Source organism: Microbulbifer sp. SE14 (assembly GCF_059834885.1).
In genome coordinates, this window is record NZ_JCBAJA010000001.1 from 134,942 (window position 1) to 154,436 (window position 19,495).

Consider the following 19,495-nt stretch of genomic DNA (forward strand, 5'->3'; position numbering starts at 1 on the left):
CTCGGGACTCGGGACTCGGGACTCGGGACTCGGGACTCGGGTAAAGAATACCGAAAAGCCTCGCAGCGAAGCGGCCGGTATGAAAACTGGCCGCGCACAGAAATAAACGAAGCTGAATAAGCCTTATTTCCGAGTCCCGAGTCCCGAGTCCCGAGTCCCGCCAAAATAGGCGAGCAGCTCCTCGCGGCCGATTGCGAAAACGCCATGGCCGCCGTCCTCGAACTCCGGCCACAGGAAGGGCACCTGCGGGAAGGCCTGCTCCAGCGCCTCCCAGCTGTTGCCCACCTCGCACACCAGCAGGCCGTCCGGCTGCAGGTGGTCGGCGGCTTCCCGCAACAGGCGGCGGGTGAAGTCGAGGCCGTCCTCGCCGGAACCCAGGGCTATCTCCGGTTCGGCCCGGTATTCTTCGGGCATCTCCGCCAGGTCGCGGGCGTCCACATAGGGCGGGTTGCACACGATCAGCTCGTAGCTGCAGCCGGCGAGACCGGAGAAGAGGTCCGACTGCACCGCGCGCACCCGCTCATTCAGGTGATGGCGGTTGATATTGATCTGCGCCACCTCGATGGCCCCCGGGTCTATATCGGCCAGATCCACCCTGGCCTCCGGGAAGGCCTCCGCGCAGGCGATGCCGATACAGCCGCTGCCGCAGCAGAGATCCAGTACCGCCAGCGGCTCCAGCCTGAGCCAGGGCTCGAAACCGCCCCGGATCAGCTCGCCGATCGGCGAGCGGGGCACCAGCACCCGCTCGTCCACATAGAAGGACATGCCGCAGAAGTGGGCCTCGTTGGTCAGGTAGGCTGCCGGTAACCGCTCCTCGACGCGCCGCTCCAGCAGCGCCATCACCTCGCGCCGCTCCTCCATGGTCAGGCGCGCGTGCAGCACTTCGGGTTTGCTGTCCAGGGGCAGGTGCAGGGCGTGCATCACCAGCCCCAGCGCCTCGTCCCAGGCGTTGTCGGTGCCGTGGCCGAACCAGAGACCAGCCTCGTTGAAACGGCTGGCGCCCCAGCGGATATAGTCCAGCACGCTACACAACTCGTGCAGGCTGGCCTCACGCCTCTCTATCATTGACTCTATCCTTTTATATGGTGGATGAACGGAGATCTTTACTCAAAGATGACAAAAGCTTAGGGTAGCGCACCCGCCCCTCGGGCTGAGACGTTGGAACGAGCAGCATGAACGAACACTACGCGCGAATTATCGAAGCAATCGGCGAGGATCCGCAACGCCACGGCCTGCGGGACACGCCCGAGCGGGCCGCCAAGGCCATGGCATACCTGACCCGCGGCTACAAGCAGACCGTCGACGAAGTGGTCAACGGCGCCCTCTTCCCGTCTGATTGCAGCGAGATGGTGCTGGTCAAGGATATCGAGCTCTACTCCCTGTGCGAGCACCACATGCTGCCGTTTATCGGCAAGGCCCACGTGGCCTATATTCCCGACGGCAAGGTGCTGGGCCTGTCCAAGGTTGCGCGTATCGTCGATATGTTCGCGCGCCGCCTGCAGATCCAGGAGCAACTGACGGTGCAGATCGCCGAGAGCCTGCAGAGGATTACCGGTGCCGCCGGCGTGGGTGTCATTATTGAAGCCAAGCATATGTGCATGATGATGCGCGGCGTGGAGAAGCAGAATTCGGTGATGAAGACCTCCGCCATGCTCGGCGCCTTCCGCAGCAACCAGGCCACCCGCAACGAATTCCTGTCCCTGATCCGCCAATAGCGATACAGAGAAACAAGCGGCGGCCGGCGGCCGCCCCGGTTCTCACGGAGTGCACAAGCCATGCCCCACCTGGTGATAGAGTACGCGCGCAAGCTGGAGGACAAGATCTCCATCGCCGCGCTGGTCAGTTCCGCCCAGGAGGCCATGAGCCAATCCGGCCTCTTCGCCTCCCACACCATCAAGACCCGCGCCCTTCCCTACGACCAGTTTATCGCCGGTGGCTCTGTTGAAGGTTCCGGCGGCAGCTTTATCCATGCGGAGATACGCCTGCTGGAGGGACGCAGCGAACGGGAGCGGGAGGCGCTCAGCTCGGCGGTGTTCAACTGCCTGTGCCAGTTCGCCGACGGGGTGCCGGCGGTGACAGTGGAGGTGCGGGAAATGGATCCCAGCTGTTACTCGAAGCGCTTGCCGTTCTAGGACTATCCCCCTGTGTAGGAGCGGCGGTTGGCCGCGATCTGACTTCCCGGGTACCTCGTACCTCGATCGCGGCCAACGGCGGATGGCCGCCCCGCCGCTCCTACAGGTGATTAATCGACCTCTCCGCGTAAAAAGGGCCCGAACCACTCGGCGATCGCCTCGGCGCCCTCCTCCATATGCAGATGGTGGCCGCCGGGCAGCTCCCTCACCTCGATGTTCGCGTGACCTTTCAGCAGCGGACGCAGCCGCTCGATCATATTCACGATGCCCTCCTGCGCCAGCACCAGCCGCACCGGCATGGCGATCCTGTCCAGGAAGGCCTGCACCTGGGCGTTGTTCAGCTTGGCGCTGGAGGTGGCCATCAGGCGCGGATCGTTGCTCCAGGTGACGCCGTCACCGGCCTTCAGGGTGCCGCGCTCGGTCAGGGCGCGGGCGGCGCCGTCGGACAGCGGGAACATACCGTTCCTGCGCGCCTCCACCGCCTCCTCGAAGGAATCGAAATGGCGCGGGCTGCGGGCGCCGTAGCGGGCGCGCTGGGCTATGGCCTTGGCTAGGATGTCCGGCGCCTCGGCGTCCTGCGCCGGCGGCGGCACCAGGCCGTCGATCAGCGCCATCCGCTTGATGCGGCCGGGGAAGGTGCCGGCGGTGAGCATCGCCGCCACGGCGCCGCGGGAGTGGCCCAGCAGTGAGAAGTCGTGCCAGCCCAGTGCCTGGGCCGCGCCCAGCACGTCCTCCACCTCCTCCCGGATGTTGTAGTTGGCATCCCGCGAGCGGTGATAGCTGCGGCCGTGGCCGGCCATATCCATTGTGACCAGGTCGATATCCCCCAGCAGCGGCGCCAGGCGATCGAAGCTGGCGCAGTTGTCCAGCCAGCCGTGCAGGGCCAGGACGGGCTCGCCGCCGGGGTTGCCCCACCGGCGGGCGGCAATGGTTTTGCCGTCGAATTCGAGACTTATTTCACGGGGAGATGGATTCATGGGCGGCAACATCCGGGAAAACAGGGGGGTGATGTTGCAGTGGTTGCCGGGGCCTTGCAATGACCCTATGGATCAGGGCGGATGGTGATTCGGGGGAGCGGGCCTGCGGCCCGGAGCCCTATCCCGCATTCAACCGTCCTTGTGCTGCAACCACTCCAGTTCCGCACAGCCGTTGGCCCAGACTTCGGCACCGAGGCAGGCGAGGCTGGAGGTGCCCATCGGGTGCCGGTTGCCACTGCCGCAGAGGCCGTTGACCAGGCTGCCGACCAATGGCTGGTGGCTGACCAGCAGTAGCGGGAACATCTCCTCCGCCTGCTGCTGCAGCGCGTCCAGCACCTGCTGCGGGGGCGTGTCGCCGATCAGCAGGGGCTCCTCCTTTACCGGCAGGCCCAGCCTGTCGGCGACTATCTGCGCCGTCTGCCGGGCGCGCGCGAAGGGACTGGCCCAGATGGCGCGCACCCGGGCCAGTTCACCGGCGCGCGCCTCGAAGATCTGCGCCACATCTTCGCGGCCGCGATCGGTCAGCTGCCGGGCGGCGTCGTCGCCCAGCATCGGCTCGGCCTTGCCGTGGCGCAGTATCAACAGTTGCACAATTGGTCTCCGCGAATCCGAAGGCCGCTATTCCTTCTCGCTGCTTTCATCCTCTTTGGCCTCTTCGGTGGATTTCCGGGCCGCAGAGGATCCCCCGGCCGTGGAAGACTTTTTGCTCGCGGATTTTTTCGGCGCTGCCTCTTTCGCCTCTTTCGCCTCTTCCTCCTCGTCGGCGCCGAGGATTATCGCCTCTTCGGCCTCCTCCTCTTCTGCCACCACTTCCGCGTCCACCTCTTCGGCACTCTCGTAACCGGACAGGTCCTCCACCTCGGATTCGGGCCACTCGGAGAAGGGGAAGGGTTTTTCCTCGGTGTTGTAAACCAGGAACTGCAGCGTCTGGTAGACATAGGAGGCGATCTGGTCCCCGAGGCGGCGCAGATTGTCGTTGGCGCCGCCGGTAAAGATGGAGAACAGGAACTGCAGCACCACCACCGCCAGCATCACCAGGCCGGCGATTTCCAGCAGGAAGACGAACAGCACCATATACAGCAGGCGCATCCACTGGTTGCCGGAGGTCAGGTTTTTTTTCAGGTCGTCGTTGTCCATAAATTTCCCCGTCAGGATTTGGCTCTCTTTACCTAGCTTCACGGCTTTGCCGAATAGGCTACATCGAATGTTTGCGCGCCCGACATCAAATCGCGTATTACCTCCGGAATCGGCCGCTCTTCAAATAATATGGCGTGAATTGCGGAAACCAAGGGCATGTAGACGCCCATTTCATCCGCTTTGTGTTTTATCAGGCGAACCGTGTTGACACCCTCGGCGACCTGGCCGATTTCCGCGACGGCCTCCTCCAGCGGGCGCCCCTTGCCCACCAGGTAGCCCACCCGGTAGTTGCGGCTCAGGTCCGAGGAGCAGGTCAGTATCAGGTCGCCGACGCCGGCGAGGCCGATAAAGGTCATGGGGTCCGCGCCCATGGCCTCCGCAAAGCGCATCATCTCCGCCAGGGCACGGGTGATCAGCAGGCTGATGGTGTTCTGCCCGCGCTCCAGCGCCGCGGCCATACCGGTGACAATCGCATAAATGTTTTTCAGCGCACCGGCCAGCTCCACGCCGAATACATCCCTGCTGGAGTAGACGCGGAAGGTCTCCGAGTGCAGCACTTTCTGGATGCTTGAGCAGAGCGCCTCGTCCTCGCTGGCGACCACCGTGGCGGTGTAGTGACCAGCGACGATTTCCTTGGCGAAGTTGGGCCCGCTCAGCACGCCGACGCGCATGCCGCTGGTCTCGTCGCGCAGAATATCGCTCATCAGGTGGAAACCGTCTTCCTCTATGCCCTTGGTGGTAGAGATCAGCATGGTGCCGGGAACCAACAGCGGCGCCGCCTGCTGCACCACCTCACGGAAGGACTTTGACGGAATGGCCACGAAGACGATCTGGCAACCGCCGACGGCCTCCTCCAGGTCACTGGTGACATTGAGTTCCGGGTGCAGGGCCACACCGGGCAGGTAGTAGTGGTTCTCGCGCATCTTGCGGCAGTCTTCGGCGCGTTCCGGATTGCGCATCCACTGGCGGGTGTCGTGGCCATTGCCGGCGACGATATTGGCGATCGCGGTGCCGAAACTGCCACCGCCGAGAACGGCGATGGAGAGGGGCCCAGCGGAGAGGGGTTTGGGGGATTCCGTGTGTGTCGTCATATCCGGTACAGCTTGTTATGAGTTTTGCGGATTATAGAGGGGTGGCAGTGGCGACCCAATGACGGCGGGAAAAAAATGTGAGTTTCGGTCAGATCGCGCAAAAATCGCGCAAGAACCTGTAGGAGCCCCCTCCCCCGCAAGCGGGAGAGGGGCGCGGGGACGAGCTTAGCTGTTGAGTTCCAGCAACAGCGCGTTCAACCGGCGCACATAGTCCGCCGGATCGGCCAACTGGTTGCCCGCGGCCAGGTTGGCTTGGTCCATCAGGATGTTGGTCAGGTCCGCGAAGCGGTCCTCGTCCGCCTCCTGGTCCAGGCGCTGCACCAGCGGGTGGCTGGGGTTCAGTTCGAAGATGGGCTTGGCCTCGGGCAGGGACTGGCCGGCCTGCTCGAGGATGCGGCGCATCTGCGGGCCCATATCCTGCTCGCTGACCACCAGGCAGGCCGGGGAGTCCACCAGGCGGGTGGTGGCGCGCACTTCCTCGACGCGGCCCTCCAGCACCTCCTTGACCCGCTCCACCAGGGCGCCGGCCTCCTTCTCCACCTTCTCGCGCTCGGCCTTGTCCTCTTCGGTTTCTGCCTCGCCCAGGTCCAGCGCGCCCTTGGCCACGTCCTGGAAGGACTTGCCGTCAAACTCGTGCATATGGCCGACGAACCACTCATCCACCTGGTCGGTCAGCAGCAGTACCTCGATACCCTTCTTGCGGAACACCTCCAGGTAGGGGCTGGACTTGGCGGTGGCGAAGTTGTCGGCGCAGACGTAATAGATGGCTTTCTGGCCGTCCTTCATACGGCCGATGTAGTCCTCCAGGGACTGGTCCTGCCTGGGCTCGTCGGTGTGGGTGGTGGAGAAGCGCAGCAGCCTGGCCACCTTCTCCTTGTTGGCGAAGTCCTCCGCCGGGCCCTCTTTCATGACATTGCCGAACAGGTCCCAGAACTTCTGGTACTGGTCCGCGTCCTTCTTCGCCAGCTTGTCGAGCATGTCCAGCACTCGCTTGGTCAGGGCGCTCTTGATGGCGTCGGTGTTGCGGTCCTTCTGCAGTATCTCGCGGGACACGTTCAGCGGCAGGTCGTTGGAGTCCAGCACGCCCTTGACGAAGCGCAGGTAGAGCGGCAGGAACTGCTCGGCATCGTCCATGATGAAGGTGCGCTGCACATACAGCTTGAGGCCGCGGGCGGCGTCGCGCTGGTAGAGATCGAAGGGCGCGCGCGCGGGGATGTATAGCAGGCTGGTGTAGTCCAGGTTGCCCTCGACGCGGTTGTGACTCCAGGTCAACGGATCGTCGAAGTCGTGGGAGATATGCTTGTAGAACTCCTTGTACTCCTCGGACTTGATGTCACTGCGCGAGCGGGTCCACAGGGCCTGGGCGGCGTTGACCGCCTCGAACTCGGGCGCTTTCTCTTCCTCGCCCTCGGCGGCCGGGACCTGCTCCTTCAGCATCTCCACCGGGATGGCGATATGGTCGGAGTACTTCTTGATGATGGAGCGCAGGCGCCAGCCGTCGGCGAACTCCCTGGCCTCTTCCTTGAGGTGCAGTACCACGCGGGTGCCGCGGTTCGGCCAGTCGACATTCTCCACCGAGTACTCGGCCTCGCCGTGGCACTCCCAGTGCACGCCCTGATCGGCGCCCAGGCCGGCGCGGCGGGTGAAGACGTCCACCTTGTCGGCGACGATAAAGGCGGAGTAGAAGCCGACACCGAACTGGCCGATCAGGTGCGCATCCTTCTTCTGGTCACCGCTCAACTGCTGCATAAAGGCGGCGGTACCGGAGCGGGCGATGGTGCCCAGGTTCTCGATCACCTCGTCGCGGCTCATGCCGATGCCGTTGTCGGTGATGGTGAGGGTGCTCTCCTCCTTGTCGAATTCGATTCGGATGCGCAGGTCGGGATCTTCTGCCAGCAGCTCCGGCTTGGACAGGGCCTCGAAGCGCAGCTTGTCGGCGGCATCGGAGGCGTTGGATACCAGCTCGCGCAGGAAGATCTCCTTGTTGGAGTAGAGCGAGTGGATCATCAGGTGCAGCAGCTGTTTGGCTTCCGTCTGGAAACCGTGGCTCTCTTTGTGGGCCTCAACGGTCATGGATAGGTCTCCCCGTAACTTCATTCGTAACAGGGAGCAGATATAGGGGTGGGCGGCGGGGTTTCAAGGGCCAGCCGCGCAGCGGCTGGCCCCTAGGCTTGTCGGCGGGGTCCCTCTCGCCAACAGTCCCGCAAAAAGCCACCGGCATCAGGACCGTCGCATCGGCCTCGGTGTTCGCCCCTACACGGCGGACAATGGGGGTATAGGCAACTGGGATTATTTATTGGCCATGGCCGTGGCAAGGGTGCCGTTACCGGTGATATCGATCACGAAATTGGCAGTCAGGTCCGCGATCACGCGGGATTCCGCATTCATCAGGATCGCGATGCCGACCTTCTGCTTCTCCGAGTAGGCCACCGCGGCGCGGAAGCCGGCCACCCAGCCGCCGTGGTAGATGATGCGGTCCTCGCCGATGGTGTAGAGGCGCCAGCCGAGGCCGTAGCCGGCGTGGGACAGGTAGTCGCGCCAGATACGGTGGCGCATATGGCGCTGGGTCTCCACCCGCTCGGTGGTCATATCCTGGATCACCTCGGGGGACAGCACCTTGGGGTAGTAGCCCATTTGCGCCTTCAGCCACTGGGCCATGTCGGCGATACTGGCGTTGATGCCCGCCGCTGGTGCGGCCAGGTAATACTCCTTCTCCACCTTCACCGGGCGCCAGCCGCGGCCCGTCTGCACATGGGGCGCAGCGCGGTTGTTGGACGCCATGAAGCTCTCCCAGCCGAGGGAGGCGTTTTCCATCTTCAGCGGGATAAAGAAGCGCTCCTTCAACTGGCGCTCGTAGGTGACGCCGGTGGCTTCGTAGATCACGTCCTCTATCAGGCTGAAGAGTACATTCTGGTAGCCGTAGCACTTACCCGGCGTGCAACGCGGGTCGATATTGGCGAACTTGGGCAGTATCTTGCTGAGCGGCTGGTTGTTTTCGAGGTAGTTGTCGTAGGCATTGGGGGTCAGGCCGGAGGAGTGGCTGAGCAGGTGCTGCACCTGCAGCTGCCGGGACAGGGACGGGGTCTTGAAGCTGAGTTCGGGCACATAGTGCACCACCTTATCCGTCCAGCTGAACTTCTTCTCGTGCGCCAACACCGCGGCCATGCTGCCGGCGAAGGTCTTGGATACGGATGCCAGGCGAAAGATGGTGTTGCGGTCCACCTTGTCGCGCTTTCCCCTGACCCGCACGCCGTAGGTGTTCATCGCCACCACATTATCGCCGTCGACGATCACATAGGCGCCACCGGGGATATTCGCCTCCCTCATCAACTGGCGGAAGTAGCGGTCAAACTCCCGGGCACTGGTCTCGACACCGTCGGCACGCGCCGGCAGCCACGGGCCGCAGAGCAGCAGGGCCAGCGTGCAGTGCAGGGCGCGGCGCAGGTGCCGGCAGACGATAGAGGTGATCGGGAATGGAGGTTTCATGCCGTACTTCGAGCCGCTGCGGCAATGCTGAACTTTTAGATAAGACTAGCAGCCGGCGAAAAAAATTCTCTTGTCGTCCGGCCGGCCGGACGAACCGAAATATTGTAATCACAAACCGGACCTGGCGCACAAGCGCGGCGACAACCATGTCGTAGAAGCGGCGAAATAGCGCTGTCATCGCGGCCGGCCTGCCTCTTCCGGGCAGAAAAAAACCGCCCGAAGGCGGTTTTTCGCGTCGGGAGCACCTGCGCTCCCCGATGCCAAGACACTTACAGCTTCTCGGCGTGCTCGCTCAGGTAAGCCGCCACGCCTTCCGGGGAAGCGCTCATACCCTTGTCGCCTTCCTGCCAGCCGGCCGGGCAGACTTCGCCGTGCTCCTGGTGGAAAGTCAGGGCGTCGACCATGCGCAGCATCTCGTCGACGTTGCGGCCCAGCGGCAGGTCGTTCACGACCTGGTGGCGTACCACACCCTCTTCGTCGATCAGGAAAGAGCCGCGGAAAGCGACGCCCGCGTCGGCTTCAACGTCATAGGCCTGACAGATTTCGTGCTTCACGTCCGCTACCAGGGTGTACTTGACCGGGCCGATACCACCGTCGTTGATGGAAGTGTTGCGCCAGGCGTTGTGGGAGAACTGGGAATCGATGGAAACACCGATCACTTCCACGCCACGCTTCTGGAACTCCGCGTAGCGGTGGTCAAAAGCGATCAGCTCCGACGGGCACACGAAGGTGAAGTCCAGCGGATAGAAGAAAACCACGGCCTTCTTGCCCTTGATGGCTTCCTTCAGGTTAAAGGTATCGACGATCTCGCCGTTGCCCAGTACCGCAGCGGCGGTGAAGTCCGGAGCCGGTTTGCCTACCAGAACTGCCATGAGAACCTCCTCATTCCAATGATGGGTTAGTTATGAAGTGATCAATTTATATGCAACCGCTATAAATTGAATAAGAATTGATAGTGGGCCGCTATGATACACAGGCGTAACTGTCAGTCCCATTAAATTTTTATATGACGTCGATAGAGGCGCCCGTCCTCCTTCCTGACCCACTTCAGGGAATCAGTCAGCCATTGTCCAGCTGGTCACAAAAAGCGCGACTAGACTAGTAGTTGAGCGTCACAAAACCTTATTGACACTCATTCTCACTTGCAATACGATCTGCGCATTATCTAGGAATTGAGCGAATTTTGCGCCAGGGTTTCAGCGACGATGTACGTATGTATCTGTAAAGGCATTACCGACCGCCAGATCAAGGAAGCGGTCTACGATGGCTCCACTTCGGTAAAAGCCCTGCGCCGCCACCTCGGCGTCTCCTCCCAGTGCGGCCGCTGCGCCGAACTGACCCAGGAGATCATCGACGAGACCATGGCCGGCGGTGTGATCGCCGCGGCCAACAACGGGCTCTTTTATTCCGCGGGCTGAGGGCTCTTTTATTCCGCGGGCTGAGGGCTCTTTTATTCCGCGGGCTGAGGGCTCTTTTATTCCGCGGGCTGAGGGCTCCCCTACTCCACCGGCTGAAGGCCCCTTGTTTCCACCTGCCGATTGCCACCCGATGATCGGCTGCGTCTCCCCCCATCCCGTCTCCCCGGATCACTGGACTAAGCTGATGGCACTCCCGTGTCCGCCGCGCCAGTGGAATCATGAAACCGTATCTCGCACACCTGGGTGACCGACTGCGCTCCAGTTTCTGGGGGCTGCCGCTGTTGATGATTCTGCTGGCCGTGGCCCTGGCCAATATTCTGCGCCTGCTGGACACCTGGATAGACCCCGCCAGCCTGACCGGCCTGCAGTGGCTGCGCCTGGAGGATCCGGACAGCGCCCGCGCCCTGCTCTCGACCATCGCCGCTTCCACCATCACCGTCGCCGGCACCGTCTTCTCCATCACCGTGGTGGCCCTGACCCTGGCCGCCAACCAGTTCGGCCCGCGCCTGGTGCGCAACTTTATCCGCGACCGCGGCACCCAGGCGAGCCTGGGCATATTCCTCGCCACCTTCGTCTACGCGCTGATGACCATGCGCAGCATCGGCACCCTGGGCGACAGCGCCCGCAACTACGACCTGGCGGTGCAGGCCGCCCTGCTGCTGGCGCTGCTCAGCATCGGCTTCCTGGTCTACTTTATCCACAACGTCGCCCAGTCGATCCAGGTGGACAATATTGCCCACCGCATCAATCTCGAGTTTCACCGCGCCATAGAGCGCGAATACCCGGACACCCTGGAGGACGAATCCGGGGAACACTTCGACCCGGAGCGGCTGGAACTCGGCACCGGCTGGGTGGAAATTCCCACCGCCCGCAGTGGCTACCTGCAACTGGTCGACCGGCAGGCGCTAGTCGACCTGGCGGAGGAGTTCGATTGCTGCCTGCGGATCAGTTGCCACGCCGGCATCTACCTGCACCACTGGAGCAGTATCGGTCGCATCTACCAGCCACCGGAGGATTGCGGTGCACTGATCGAGGGCGTGCAGTCGGCACTGCAAATCGGTTCCCAGCCCACCTCGGAACAGGACATCGTCTATTCGGTGCGGCAACTTTCCCAGATTGCGGTGCGCGCCCTGTCCCCGGGAATCAACGATCCCTATACCGCCTATTCCTGTATCGATCGCCTGATTGAGGGGCTGGGCACGGTACTGCAGCGACCGGAACCGCCGAACTGCTTCAGTGGATCCGACGGGCGATTGCGCCTGGTCAGCCGCGAACTGGAATTCTCCCAATTGCTCGACGCGACCCTGGACGAAATCTGCGAGCACGGCCGCGGCAATGGCGTGGTTATGCGCCACCTGCTCAACACCCTGTCCAACCTGACCGACGTCTGCAACCGGGACAAGGACAAAGAGGCGCTGCGCAACTATCTGCAGCGCCTGGGAGAGGACTGCCAGATCTTTCTCAAGAGCCGCGCCGACCTATCGATCATCGAAGAAAAAATATCCGCGGCCCAACAAAAACTGGCGAACTAAAACAGAATCGTTTTCGTTTGGGTTTGCGGCCAAATTTGCGTTAAAGACTGTATTTTTCGTGTTTTGCGCAACGGAGCGATGCGCTTGACTTGCCGGTAACGGCGACGCAAACTCGACCCGATTTTGCAGCCGTGCCCCTACAATAAATCCGGGGACATTGAATCAGCGGCGAACTTTAGCGACCAACAATCAGGAACCCCTGCAGACATTTTTCTTACCGGCAGGGCCTCAGGAGCAAAAGCTATGAAAGGCGATCCCAAAGTCATCGAACATCTGAACAAGGTACTGGGCAACGAACTGGTGGCCATCAACCAGTACTTCCTGCATGCCCGCATGTACGACAACTGGGGCCTGAAAGAGCTGGGCAAACACGAGTACCACGAATCCATCGACGAAATGAAACACGCCGACTGGCTGATCGAGCGCATTCTTTTCCTCGAGGGTATTCCCAACCTGCAGCACCTGGGCAAACTGCTGATCGGCGAAGACACGGTGGAAATGCTCAAGTGCGACCTGAAACTCGAGCACAAAGCGATCCCCGACCTGCGCGATGCCATCGAATACTGCGAATCGGTGCGCGACTACGGCAGCCGCGAACTGCTGGAAAAAATCCTCGAGTCCGAAGAGGAACACGTGGACTGGCTGGAGACCCAGCTGGAACTGGTCGACAAGGTGGGCATCCAGAATTACCTGCAGTCGCAGATGGAAAAAGCCTCCGAGTAATAAATTACCCTGGCCCGCAGGGGCGAATCTTGTATTCGCCCTTGATCGTTGCCGGCACCTCCGTCGGGCGAACACAAGGTTCGCTCCTACAGACACCCATTAAAAAACCGCGGCAATTGCCGCGGTTTTTGTATCTGCGAAACGGCGATTTTTTACTCGTCGCCCTCGCTCTCGGCAGCCGCCTCGTCGACCAGCGTCTTCAGCTCGCCGTTCTCGTACATCTCCATGATGATGTCGCAGCCGCCGATCAGCTCACCCTTCACCCACAGCTGCGGGAAGGTAGGCCAGTTGGCGTATTTGGGCAGCTCGGCGCGGATATCCGGGTTGGACAGCACATCCACGTAGGCAAAGCGCTTGCCGCAGGCCATCAGCGCCTGGGAGGCGCGCATGGAAAAGCCGCACTGGGGTGCGTTGGGGCTGCCTTTCATGTAGAGCAGTATGGCGTTGTCGGCGATCTGCTGCTTGATGTTCTCCAGTGTATCCATAGGGATGACTAACCTCGGGTAGTGGAAGTGTTGGATGATTCCGGGCGCGGGGCGGTCGCGCGCTGGGCGGCATTGTAACCCAGTGGGGCGCCGGGTACTAAAAGCCGGAAGATCACTAGCGCGACATGCTTCTTATGTTAGTATTGCCGGCTTTCCCGGGGAAACTGCGGACCGGCACCTCCCACGCCGAATTTTCTGCGGTTTTCCCATTGTTCGGCCCGCGACAAGAGGAGACAGCAACGTGGCCACTCCCGCACTGATGCAGAATTACGGCGACAGAACCCTGACCCTGGTCCGGGGCGAGGGCAACTATGTGTGGGACGACGCCGGCCGACGATACCTGGACGCCGTCGCCGGCGTCGCCGTCTGCGGCCTGGGCCACTGCCACCCGGCGGTGACACAAGCACTGCACGACCAGGCGCGCACCCTGCTGCACGTCTCCAACCTGTACAACATCCCGGCCCAGGAGCAGCTGGCGGACAGGCTGGTGTTCCTGTCCGGCATGGACAATGTGTTCTTCTCCAACTCCGGTGCCGAGGCCAACGAGGCGGCCATCAAGCTGGCGCGCCGGCTCGGCAACGAGCGCGGCTACGCAGTGCCCAAGATCGTGGTCATGGAGGGCGCCTTCCACGGCCGCACCCTGGCCACCCTGACCGCCACCGGCAACGTGAAAATACAGCAGGGCTTTGCACCGCTGCCGGAGGGCTTCCTGCGCGTGCCCTTCGACGACGTGGCCGCCATCGAGAAGCTGGCCGCCGAGCACAGCGACATAGTCGCCATACTGGTGGAACCGGTGCAGGGCGAGGGCGGCATCAATGTGCCGGCAGCCGACTACCTGAACCGGCTGCGCGCGCTGTGCGACCGGCACGACTGGCTGCTGATGCTGGACGAGATACAGACCGCCAATGGCCGCAGCGGCAAGCTGTTCGCCTACCAGCACAATGACATACTCCCCGACGTGGTCACCACCGCCAAGGGGCTCGGCAACGGCGTGCCCATCGGCGCCTGCCTGGCCCGCGGCAAAGCGGCGCAACTGTTCACCGCCGGCAGCCACGGCTCCACCTTCGGCGGCAACCCGCTGGCCTGCCGCGCCGGCCTGGCGGTGCTGGAGACCCTGGAGAGCCAGTGGCTGATCGAGCGCGCGGAGAAACTCGGCGCCCGGCTGCTGCAGCAGCTGCGCCTGCAGCTGGACAACTGCGCAGCGGTGAAAGAGGTGCGCGGCCTGGGCCTGCTGGTCGGCATCGAGCTGGACCGCCCCTGCGCCGAACTGGTTGAACTGGCACGGGCCGAGGGCCTGCTGATCAATGTCACCGCCGGCAATGTGGTGCGCCTGCTGCCGCCCCTCACCCTGACCGACGGGGAGTGCAGCCAGATAGCGAACACCGTCAGCGCGCTGGTCCAACAATTCGCCCGGCGCGCGGCCTGATTTAGAGGAAACGACTTATGGCCATCCGACACTTTCTGACCCTGCTGGACCTGTCCAGGGAGGAGCTGAACGGCGTCATCGAGCGCGCTATCGAGTTGAAAGCGCTGCGCGCTCAGGGCATCTCCACCGAGCCCTTCCGCGACAGGGTACTGGGCATGATCTTCGAGAAGTCCTCCACCCGGACCCGGGTGTCCTTCGAGGCGGGCATGGCGCAGATGGGCGGTCACTCCCTCTTCCTGTCCCCGCGCGACACCCAACTGGGCCGCGGCGAGCCCGTCGAGGACAGCGCGCGGGTCATCTCGCGCATGGTGGACATGGTGATGATCCGCACCTTCGGACACAATGTGCTGGAGCGCTTCGCCGAGTACTCGCGGGTGCCGGTGATCAACGCCCTGTCCGACAGCTACCACCCCTGCCAGTTGCTGGCGGACATCCAGACCTACGTCGAGCACCGCGGCAGCCCGGCGGGCAAGGTGGTGGCCTGGGTCGGCGACGGCAACAACATGTGCCACTCCTATATCAACGCTGCGCGCCAATGCGACTTCGAGCTGCGCATCGCCTGCCCCGAGGGCTATGAACCGGATGAATCCATCGTCGCCACCGCCGGCGACCGGGTCAGCATAGTCCGCAGGCCGGAGGAAGCGGTGCGCGGCGCCGACTGGGTCGCCACCGACGTCTGGGCCTCCATGGGCCAGGAGACGGAGCAGCAGGAGCGCCTGCGCGCCTTCGACGGCTTCCTGGTCGACCACGAGCTGATGAGCCACGCCGCCTCCGATGCCATCTTCATGCACTGCCTGCCCGCCCACCGCGGCGAGGAAGTGAGCGGCGAGCTGCTGGAGGACGAAAACATCTCCGTGGTCTGGGACGAGGCGGAAAACCGCCTGCACGCGCAGAAGGCGCTGATGGAGTTCCTGCAGGAAAACAGCAGGTAGTTGCTCACTTTTTCATCTGTTATTTTTGCGCGCAACCACTTCAATCCGCACATTCGTCGTTCCGGCGCAGGCCGGAACCCAGGTACCACCAAACTGGATACCGGTACCGGATCAGGTCCGGCACAGGCTCTGCGCAGGTATGACGAATGCGCGATCGGGGAATTCGCGAGGGGTTATCCGTCACAATACTGAAACACTCCCCCTGTAGGAGCGGCGGGGCGGCCATCCGCCCATGGCCGCGATCGGACTCCGGTCAGACATTCACCAACGATTAAACAGGCGCCACCAAAACTGTCCATCCGAGTACCACTTTGCTCAAGGACTAGACAAACCGAAACGGTTATTGCCGTGGTTAATTTAGGGGCCGTTTACTATTAAAAAAAATTCTTAAAATCTCCACAGGATGAAATGGCCCTGTACAGCCTTTAACCACCCCCAGTAATGGCGGGAGCTGGCACGAAAGTGGCCACTGACGTTCACCGCCTACCCACAATTTATCCACAGACAATCACCGAGTTATCCGCCTTGAATTAGCCCCGCTAGCGCATTATCTTGTAGCGCAGTCGAGGGGCCACCCCAATATGTTGGGGTTCAACCCCAAAAGCACCCCTAGCCGACGGGGGCAGATTCCGACACAGCGCCGCCCCGAAACGGACCCAGAACCCGACACTCAAGCGGGCCCAGACGGACGGCGGCGCCATCAGTCAGGCACAGCTTTTCAAAGCGAACCAGAGGTAAACAGGCGGAACGGACTCTCCGCCACAGGCACTGGCCGGTACCGCCCGCGGCACCGGACCCAAAGCGGCCTGTTCCCATCCCGCACAGCGGGAAATTTGGGAAAACGATGGACCCGTTCCGCGCCACACCCTCCATTCGGGGGACGCTGTTCGAAAGTACAGAAAACGTACAGAAGCGGAAAAAACAACAGTACACACTTGTGGAGATCTTCATGCACACAGAGACAGGGCGCTCTCAATCCGTGCCTGCTGACAAAGCGGGCGCTTCCAGGGATCAGGCCAACGGCGGCACCACCCTCGCCGCCACCGCGCCGGGTCAGATTCGCGTTATCAAGCGCAACGGCACCGTAGTGCCCTACGACGACAGCAAGATCTCCGTCGCTGTCACCAAGGCGTTCCTCGCCGTCGAGGGCGGCACCGCCGCCGCCTCCAGCCGCATCCACGAGAAAGTGGGCGAGCTGGTCGCGCAGATCAGCGCCACCTTCAAGCGCCGCATGCCCTCCGGCGGCACCATTCACATCGAGGAAATCCAGGACCAGGTGGAACTGGCCCTGATGCGCGCCGGCGAGCACAAGATCGCCCGCGACTACGTGCTCTACCGCGAGGAGCACGCCCGCCTGCGCGCCGAGAAGGAAAAACAGCAGAAAGCCGCCCAGCCCGCCGACGCCCACCCGAGCATCCGCGTCAAGATGGAAGACGGCAGCCTGATCCCGCTGGACATGGAGCGCCTGCGCACCATCGTGGCCGAGGCCTGCGAGGGCCTGACCGACGTGGACGGCGATGCGATCCTGAATGAAGCGCTGAAGAACCTCTACGACGGCGTGTCCGAGGACGACATCAACACCGCGCTGGTGATCACCGCGCGCACCATGGTCGAACAGGAGCCCAACTACACCTACGCCACCTCCAGCCTGCTGCTCGACAAGCTGCGCGCCGAAGCCCTGCGCTTCCTCGGCGTGGCCGAGCGCGCCACCGCCCACGAGATGGAAAACCTCTACGCGACCGCCCTGCCCGCCTACGTGGAAAAGGGTATCGCGCTGGAACTGCTGGACCCGGCCCTGGCCACCTTCGACCTGGAAAAACTGGGTGCGGCCCTGAAGAGCGAGCGCGATCACCAGTTCACCTACCTGGGCCTGCAGACCCTGTACGACCGCTACTTCCTGCACAGCAACGACACCCGCTTCGAGCTGCCGCAGATCTTCTTCATGCGCGTCGCCATGGGCCTCGCCATCAACGAAGGCGACGGCAACAAGGATGAGAGAAACGAGCGCGCGATCGAGTTCTACAACCTGCTCTCCTCCTTCGACTACATGAGCTCCACGCCGACCCTGTTCAACGCCGGCACCCTGCGCCCGCAGCTGTCCTCCTGCTACCTGACCACGGTGCCGGACGACCTGCACGGCATCTACGGCGCCATCCAGGACAACGCCATGCTGTCCAAGTGGGCCGGCGGCCTCGGCAACGACTGGACCCCGGTGCGCAGCCTCGGCTCCTATATCAAGGGCACCAACGGCAAGTCCCAGGGCGTCGTGCCCTTCCTGAAAGTGGCCAACGACACCGCCGTGGCCGTGAACCAGGGCGGCAAGCGCAAGGGCGCCGTCTGCGCCTACCTGGAGACCTGGCACCTGGACATCGAGGAATTCCTCGAGCTGCGCAAGAACACCGGCGACGACCGCCGCCGCACCCACGACATGAACACCGCCAACTGGGTGCCGGACCTGTTCATGAAGCGCGTGTTCGAGGACAAGGAATGGACCCTCTTCTCCCCGGCGGACTGCCCGGACCTGCACGACCTCTACGGCACCGCCTTCGAGGAGCGCTACGAGCACTACGAGAAGCTGGTCGCCGAGGGCAAACTGAAGCTGCACAAGAAGATCCGCGCGGTGGACCTGTGGCGCAAGATGCTGGGCATGCTGTTCGAGACCGGCCACCCCTGGATCACCTTCAAGGACAGCTGCAACCTGCGCAGCCCGCAGCAGCACGTGGGCGTGGTGCACAGCTCCAATCTATGCACCGAGATCACCCTGAACACCAGGGCCAACGACGAGATCGCCGTGTGCAACCTGGGCTCCGTCAACCTGGCCCAGCACATAGGCGAGGACGGCAAACTGGACCAGGAAAAGCTGGCCCGCACCGTCAAGACCGCCGTGCGCATGCTCGATAACGTCATCGACATCAACTACTACTCGGTGGAGACAGCGCGCGCCTCCAACATGCGCCATCGCCCGGTGGGCCTGGGCCTGATGGGCTTCCAGGACGCCCTCTACAAGGCCGGCATCTCCTACGCCAGCGACGAGGCGGTGGCCTTCGCCGATACCTCCATGGAGGCCATCAGCTACCAGGCCATCTCCGCCTCCAGCGACCTGGCGGCCGAGCGCGGCAAGTACCAGAGCTACGACGGCTCCCTGTGGAGCAAGGGCATACTGCCGCTGGACTCCATCAAGGTACTGGCCGAGCAGCGCGGCGAGCAGTTCATCGAGCAGGACACCAGCTCCACCCTGGACTGGGACGGCCTGCGCGCGAAGGTGAAGAAGCAGGGCATGCGCAACTCCAACGTGATGGCCATAGCCCCGACCGCGACCATCGCCAATATCACCGGCGTATCCCAGTCCATCGAGCCCACTTACCAGAACCTGTACGTGAAATCGAACCTGTCCGGCGAGTTCACCGTGGTCAACCCCTACCTGGTGCACGACCTGAAGGATCGCGGCCTCTGGGACAAGGTGATGGTCAACGACCTGAAATACTACGAGGGTTCTGTACAGAAGATCGAGCGGGTGCCGGCGGACCTGAAAGCCAAGTACGCCACCGCCTTTGAAGTGGAGCCACGCTGGATCGTCGACGCCGCCAGCCGCCGCCAGAAGTGGATCGACCAGGCCCAGTCCCTGAACCTGTACATCGCCGGCGCCGACGGCAAGAAGCTGGACCTGACCTACCGCATGGCCTGGTACCGCGGCCTGAAGACCACCTACTACCTGCGCGCCCTGGCCGCCACCAGCACGGAGAAATCCACCGTGACCAGCGGCACCCTGAACGCGGTCAGCGCAGGCGGCAGCAACGGCGTCGCCGCGGCACCGGCACCGCAGGCCCCGGCTCAACAGGAACCGGCCCCGGCAGCAGTCCCCAAGGCCTGCTCCCTGGACGACCCGGACTGCGAGGCCTGCCAGTAAGAGCCCTATTCCCTCCCCTCTCCCGCTTGCGGGAGAGGGGCCGGGGGAGAGGGCCCGGGCCCAAGGCCCGAAAAAGAAAGAACTCTCGGGGGAGAGCGAAGCAACCGCACTAGCGGCCAAGACCATGCGCAGCGACCCCGGTCCACCCTGCCCTTTCAAACAAAGCGGCAGGGCCAAAAACCTGAACCTAAGGTAAGGGGGACCGGGTGTCGGCTGCGACCCAACGCACCCTGTAGGAGCCTGCCTGCA

Annotated in this window: 17 protein-coding genes; 8 read left to right on the forward strand and 9 right to left on the reverse strand. The window is 62.9% G+C overall.

Going from position 1 to position 19,495, the window contains the following annotated elements:
- Positions 1-123 precede the first annotated feature (123 nt).
- Entirely contained in the window at positions 124-1,065 is a 942-nt protein-coding gene (gene prmB / locus AC6R19_RS00585) for a 50S ribosomal protein L3 N(5)-glutamine methyltransferase (RefSeq protein WP_500577530.1), read from the reverse strand.
- A 107-nt stretch (positions 1,066-1,172) separates the two neighbouring features.
- On the opposite strand from prmB, the gene folE reads away from it, so the two are divergent.
- Both folE and AC6R19_RS00595 read left to right on the forward strand, forming a co-directional pair.
- Entirely contained in the window at positions 1,173-1,715 is a 543-nt protein-coding gene (folE, locus tag AC6R19_RS00590; protein WP_500577531.1) for a GTP cyclohydrolase I FolE, read from the forward strand.
- Positions 1,716-1,775: 60 nt separating this feature from the next.
- Positions 1,776-2,132, forward strand: coding sequence for a 5-carboxymethyl-2-hydroxymuconate Delta-isomerase (locus AC6R19_RS00595; protein ID WP_500577532.1), 357 nt, complete (start codon positions 1,776-1,778; stop codon positions 2,130-2,132).
- Positions 2,133-2,242: 110 nt separating this feature from the next.
- Here the strand turns inward: AC6R19_RS00595 and AC6R19_RS00600 are convergent, their stop codons facing one another.
- The 7 genes from AC6R19_RS00600 to AC6R19_RS00630 all read right to left on the reverse strand — a co-directional run bounded on the left by AC6R19_RS00600 (position 2,243) and on the right by AC6R19_RS00630 (position 9,695).
- Positions 2,243-3,109 carry an alpha/beta fold hydrolase gene (locus AC6R19_RS00600; RefSeq protein WP_500577533.1) on the reverse strand — a complete coding sequence of 289 codons (867 nt, stop codon included), beginning with the start codon at positions 3,107-3,109 and terminating at the stop codon, positions 2,243-2,245.
- A gap of 129 nt (positions 3,110-3,238) precedes the next feature.
- The gene (gene sixA / locus AC6R19_RS00605; protein WP_500577534.1) at positions 3,239-3,700 is read right to left on the reverse strand and encodes a phosphohistidine phosphatase SixA; all 462 of its coding nucleotides are present in this window, start codon (positions 3,698-3,700) and stop codon (positions 3,239-3,241) included.
- Positions 3,701-3,727: 27 nt separating this feature from the next.
- Positions 3,728-4,246 (reverse strand): DUF4389 domain-containing protein, encoded by a 519-nt coding sequence (locus tag AC6R19_RS00610; RefSeq protein ID WP_500577535.1) that lies wholly within the window; start codon positions 4,244-4,246, stop codon positions 3,728-3,730.
- Positions 4,247-4,284: 38 nt separating this feature from the next.
- Complete coding sequence (locus AC6R19_RS00615) at positions 4,285-5,337, reverse strand: NAD(P)H-dependent glycerol-3-phosphate dehydrogenase (protein WP_500577536.1); 1,053 nt, start codon at positions 5,335-5,337, stop codon at positions 4,285-4,287.
- A gap of 165 nt (positions 5,338-5,502) precedes the next feature.
- A complete protein-coding gene (htpG, locus tag AC6R19_RS00620; RefSeq protein WP_500577537.1) occupies positions 5,503-7,410 on the reverse strand; it encodes a molecular chaperone HtpG in 1,908 nt (635 codons plus the stop codon).
- Between the two features lie 216 nt (positions 7,411-7,626).
- The gene (locus AC6R19_RS00625; RefSeq protein WP_500577538.1) at positions 7,627-8,823 is read right to left on the reverse strand and encodes a serine hydrolase domain-containing protein; all 1,197 of its coding nucleotides are present in this window, start codon (positions 8,821-8,823) and stop codon (positions 7,627-7,629) included.
- 269 nt (positions 8,824-9,092) lie between these two features.
- A complete protein-coding gene (locus AC6R19_RS00630; RefSeq protein ID WP_500577539.1) occupies positions 9,093-9,695 on the reverse strand; it encodes a peroxiredoxin in 603 nt (200 codons plus the stop codon).
- Positions 9,696-10,028: 333 nt separating this feature from the next.
- On the opposite strand from AC6R19_RS00630, the gene AC6R19_RS00635 reads away from it, so the two are divergent.
- The 3 genes from AC6R19_RS00635 (at position 10,029) to bfr (ending at position 12,496) form a co-directional block, all read left to right on the forward strand.
- Positions 10,029-10,241, forward strand: a complete 213-nt coding sequence (locus AC6R19_RS00635; RefSeq protein WP_323844944.1) for a bacterioferritin-associated ferredoxin — start codon at positions 10,029-10,031, stop codon at positions 10,239-10,241.
- A gap of 218 nt (positions 10,242-10,459) precedes the next feature.
- The gene (locus tag AC6R19_RS00640; protein WP_500577540.1) at positions 10,460-11,773 is read left to right on the forward strand and encodes a DUF2254 domain-containing protein; all 1,314 of its coding nucleotides are present in this window, start codon (positions 10,460-10,462) and stop codon (positions 11,771-11,773) included.
- A gap of 243 nt (positions 11,774-12,016) precedes the next feature.
- Entirely contained in the window at positions 12,017-12,496 is a 480-nt protein-coding gene (bfr, locus tag AC6R19_RS00645) for a bacterioferritin (protein ID WP_500577541.1), read from the forward strand.
- 152 nt (positions 12,497-12,648) lie between these two features.
- On the opposite strand, the gene grxD is transcribed toward bfr, so the two are convergent.
- Positions 12,649-12,981 carry a Grx4 family monothiol glutaredoxin gene (grxD, locus tag AC6R19_RS00650; protein ID WP_500577542.1) on the reverse strand — a complete coding sequence of 111 codons (333 nt, stop codon included), beginning with the start codon at positions 12,979-12,981 and terminating at the stop codon, positions 12,649-12,651.
- A gap of 241 nt (positions 12,982-13,222) precedes the next feature.
- Here grxD and AC6R19_RS00655 point away from each other — a divergent pair, with 241 nt between their 5' ends.
- From AC6R19_RS00655 to AC6R19_RS00665, 3 genes are all read left to right on the forward strand, one after another.
- On the forward strand, positions 13,223-14,407 hold the full coding sequence (locus tag AC6R19_RS00655) for an aspartate aminotransferase family protein (RefSeq protein WP_500577543.1): 1,185 nt from the start codon (positions 13,223-13,225) through the stop codon (positions 14,405-14,407).
- A 17-nt stretch (positions 14,408-14,424) separates the two neighbouring features.
- Entirely contained in the window at positions 14,425-15,339 is a 915-nt protein-coding gene (gene argF, locus AC6R19_RS00660; protein WP_500577544.1) for an ornithine carbamoyltransferase, read from the forward strand.
- Positions 15,340-16,288: 949 nt separating this feature from the next.
- Entirely contained in the window at positions 16,289-19,246 is a 2,958-nt protein-coding gene (locus AC6R19_RS00665) for a ribonucleoside-diphosphate reductase subunit alpha (protein WP_500577545.1), read from the forward strand.
- The last annotated feature ends 249 nt before the right edge of the window (positions 19,247-19,495 follow it).

Bases quoted from the DNA above. Each gene is read 5' to 3' on its own strand.
- AC6R19_RS00600 (WP_500577533.1), bottom strand. From the start codon at position 3,109: ATGAATCCATCTCCCCGTGAAATAAGTCTCGAATTCGACGGCAAAACC.
- argF (WP_500577544.1), top strand. From the start codon at position 14,425: ATGGCCATCCGACACTTTCTGACCCTGCTGGACCTGTCCAGGGAGGAG.
- grxD (WP_500577542.1), bottom strand. From the start codon at position 12,981: ATGGATACACTGGAGAACATCAAGCAGCAGATCGCCGACAACGCCATA.
- folE (WP_500577531.1), top strand. From the start codon at position 1,173: ATGAACGAACACTACGCGCGAATTATCGAAGCAATCGGCGAGGATCCG.
- AC6R19_RS00595 (WP_500577532.1), top strand. From the start codon at position 1,776: ATGCCCCACCTGGTGATAGAGTACGCGCGCAAGCTGGAGGACAAGATC.
- AC6R19_RS00635 (WP_323844944.1), top strand. From the start codon at position 10,029: ATGTACGTATGTATCTGTAAAGGCATTACCGACCGCCAGATCAAGGAA.
- AC6R19_RS00615 (WP_500577536.1), bottom strand. From the start codon at position 5,337: ATGACGACACACACGGAATCCCCCAAACCCCTCTCCGCTGGGCCCCTC.
- AC6R19_RS00640 (WP_500577540.1), top strand. From the start codon at position 10,460: ATGAAACCGTATCTCGCACACCTGGGTGACCGACTGCGCTCCAGTTTC.
- AC6R19_RS00630 (WP_500577539.1), bottom strand. From the start codon at position 9,695: ATGGCAGTTCTGGTAGGCAAACCGGCTCCGGACTTCACCGCCGCTGCG.
- AC6R19_RS00610 (WP_500577535.1), bottom strand. From the start codon at position 4,246: ATGGACAACGACGACCTGAAAAAAAACCTGACCTCCGGCAACCAGTGG.
- htpG (WP_500577537.1), bottom strand. From the start codon at position 7,410: ATGACCGTTGAGGCCCACAAAGAGAGCCACGGTTTCCAGACGGAAGCC.
- prmB (WP_500577530.1), bottom strand. From the start codon at position 1,065: ATGATAGAGAGGCGTGAGGCCAGCCTGCACGAGTTGTGTAGCGTGCTG.
- bfr (WP_500577541.1), top strand. From the start codon at position 12,017: ATGAAAGGCGATCCCAAAGTCATCGAACATCTGAACAAGGTACTGGGC.
- AC6R19_RS00665 (WP_500577545.1), top strand. From the start codon at position 16,289: ATGCACACAGAGACAGGGCGCTCTCAATCCGTGCCTGCTGACAAAGCG.
- AC6R19_RS00625 (WP_500577538.1), bottom strand. From the start codon at position 8,823: ATGAAACCTCCATTCCCGATCACCTCTATCGTCTGCCGGCACCTGCGC.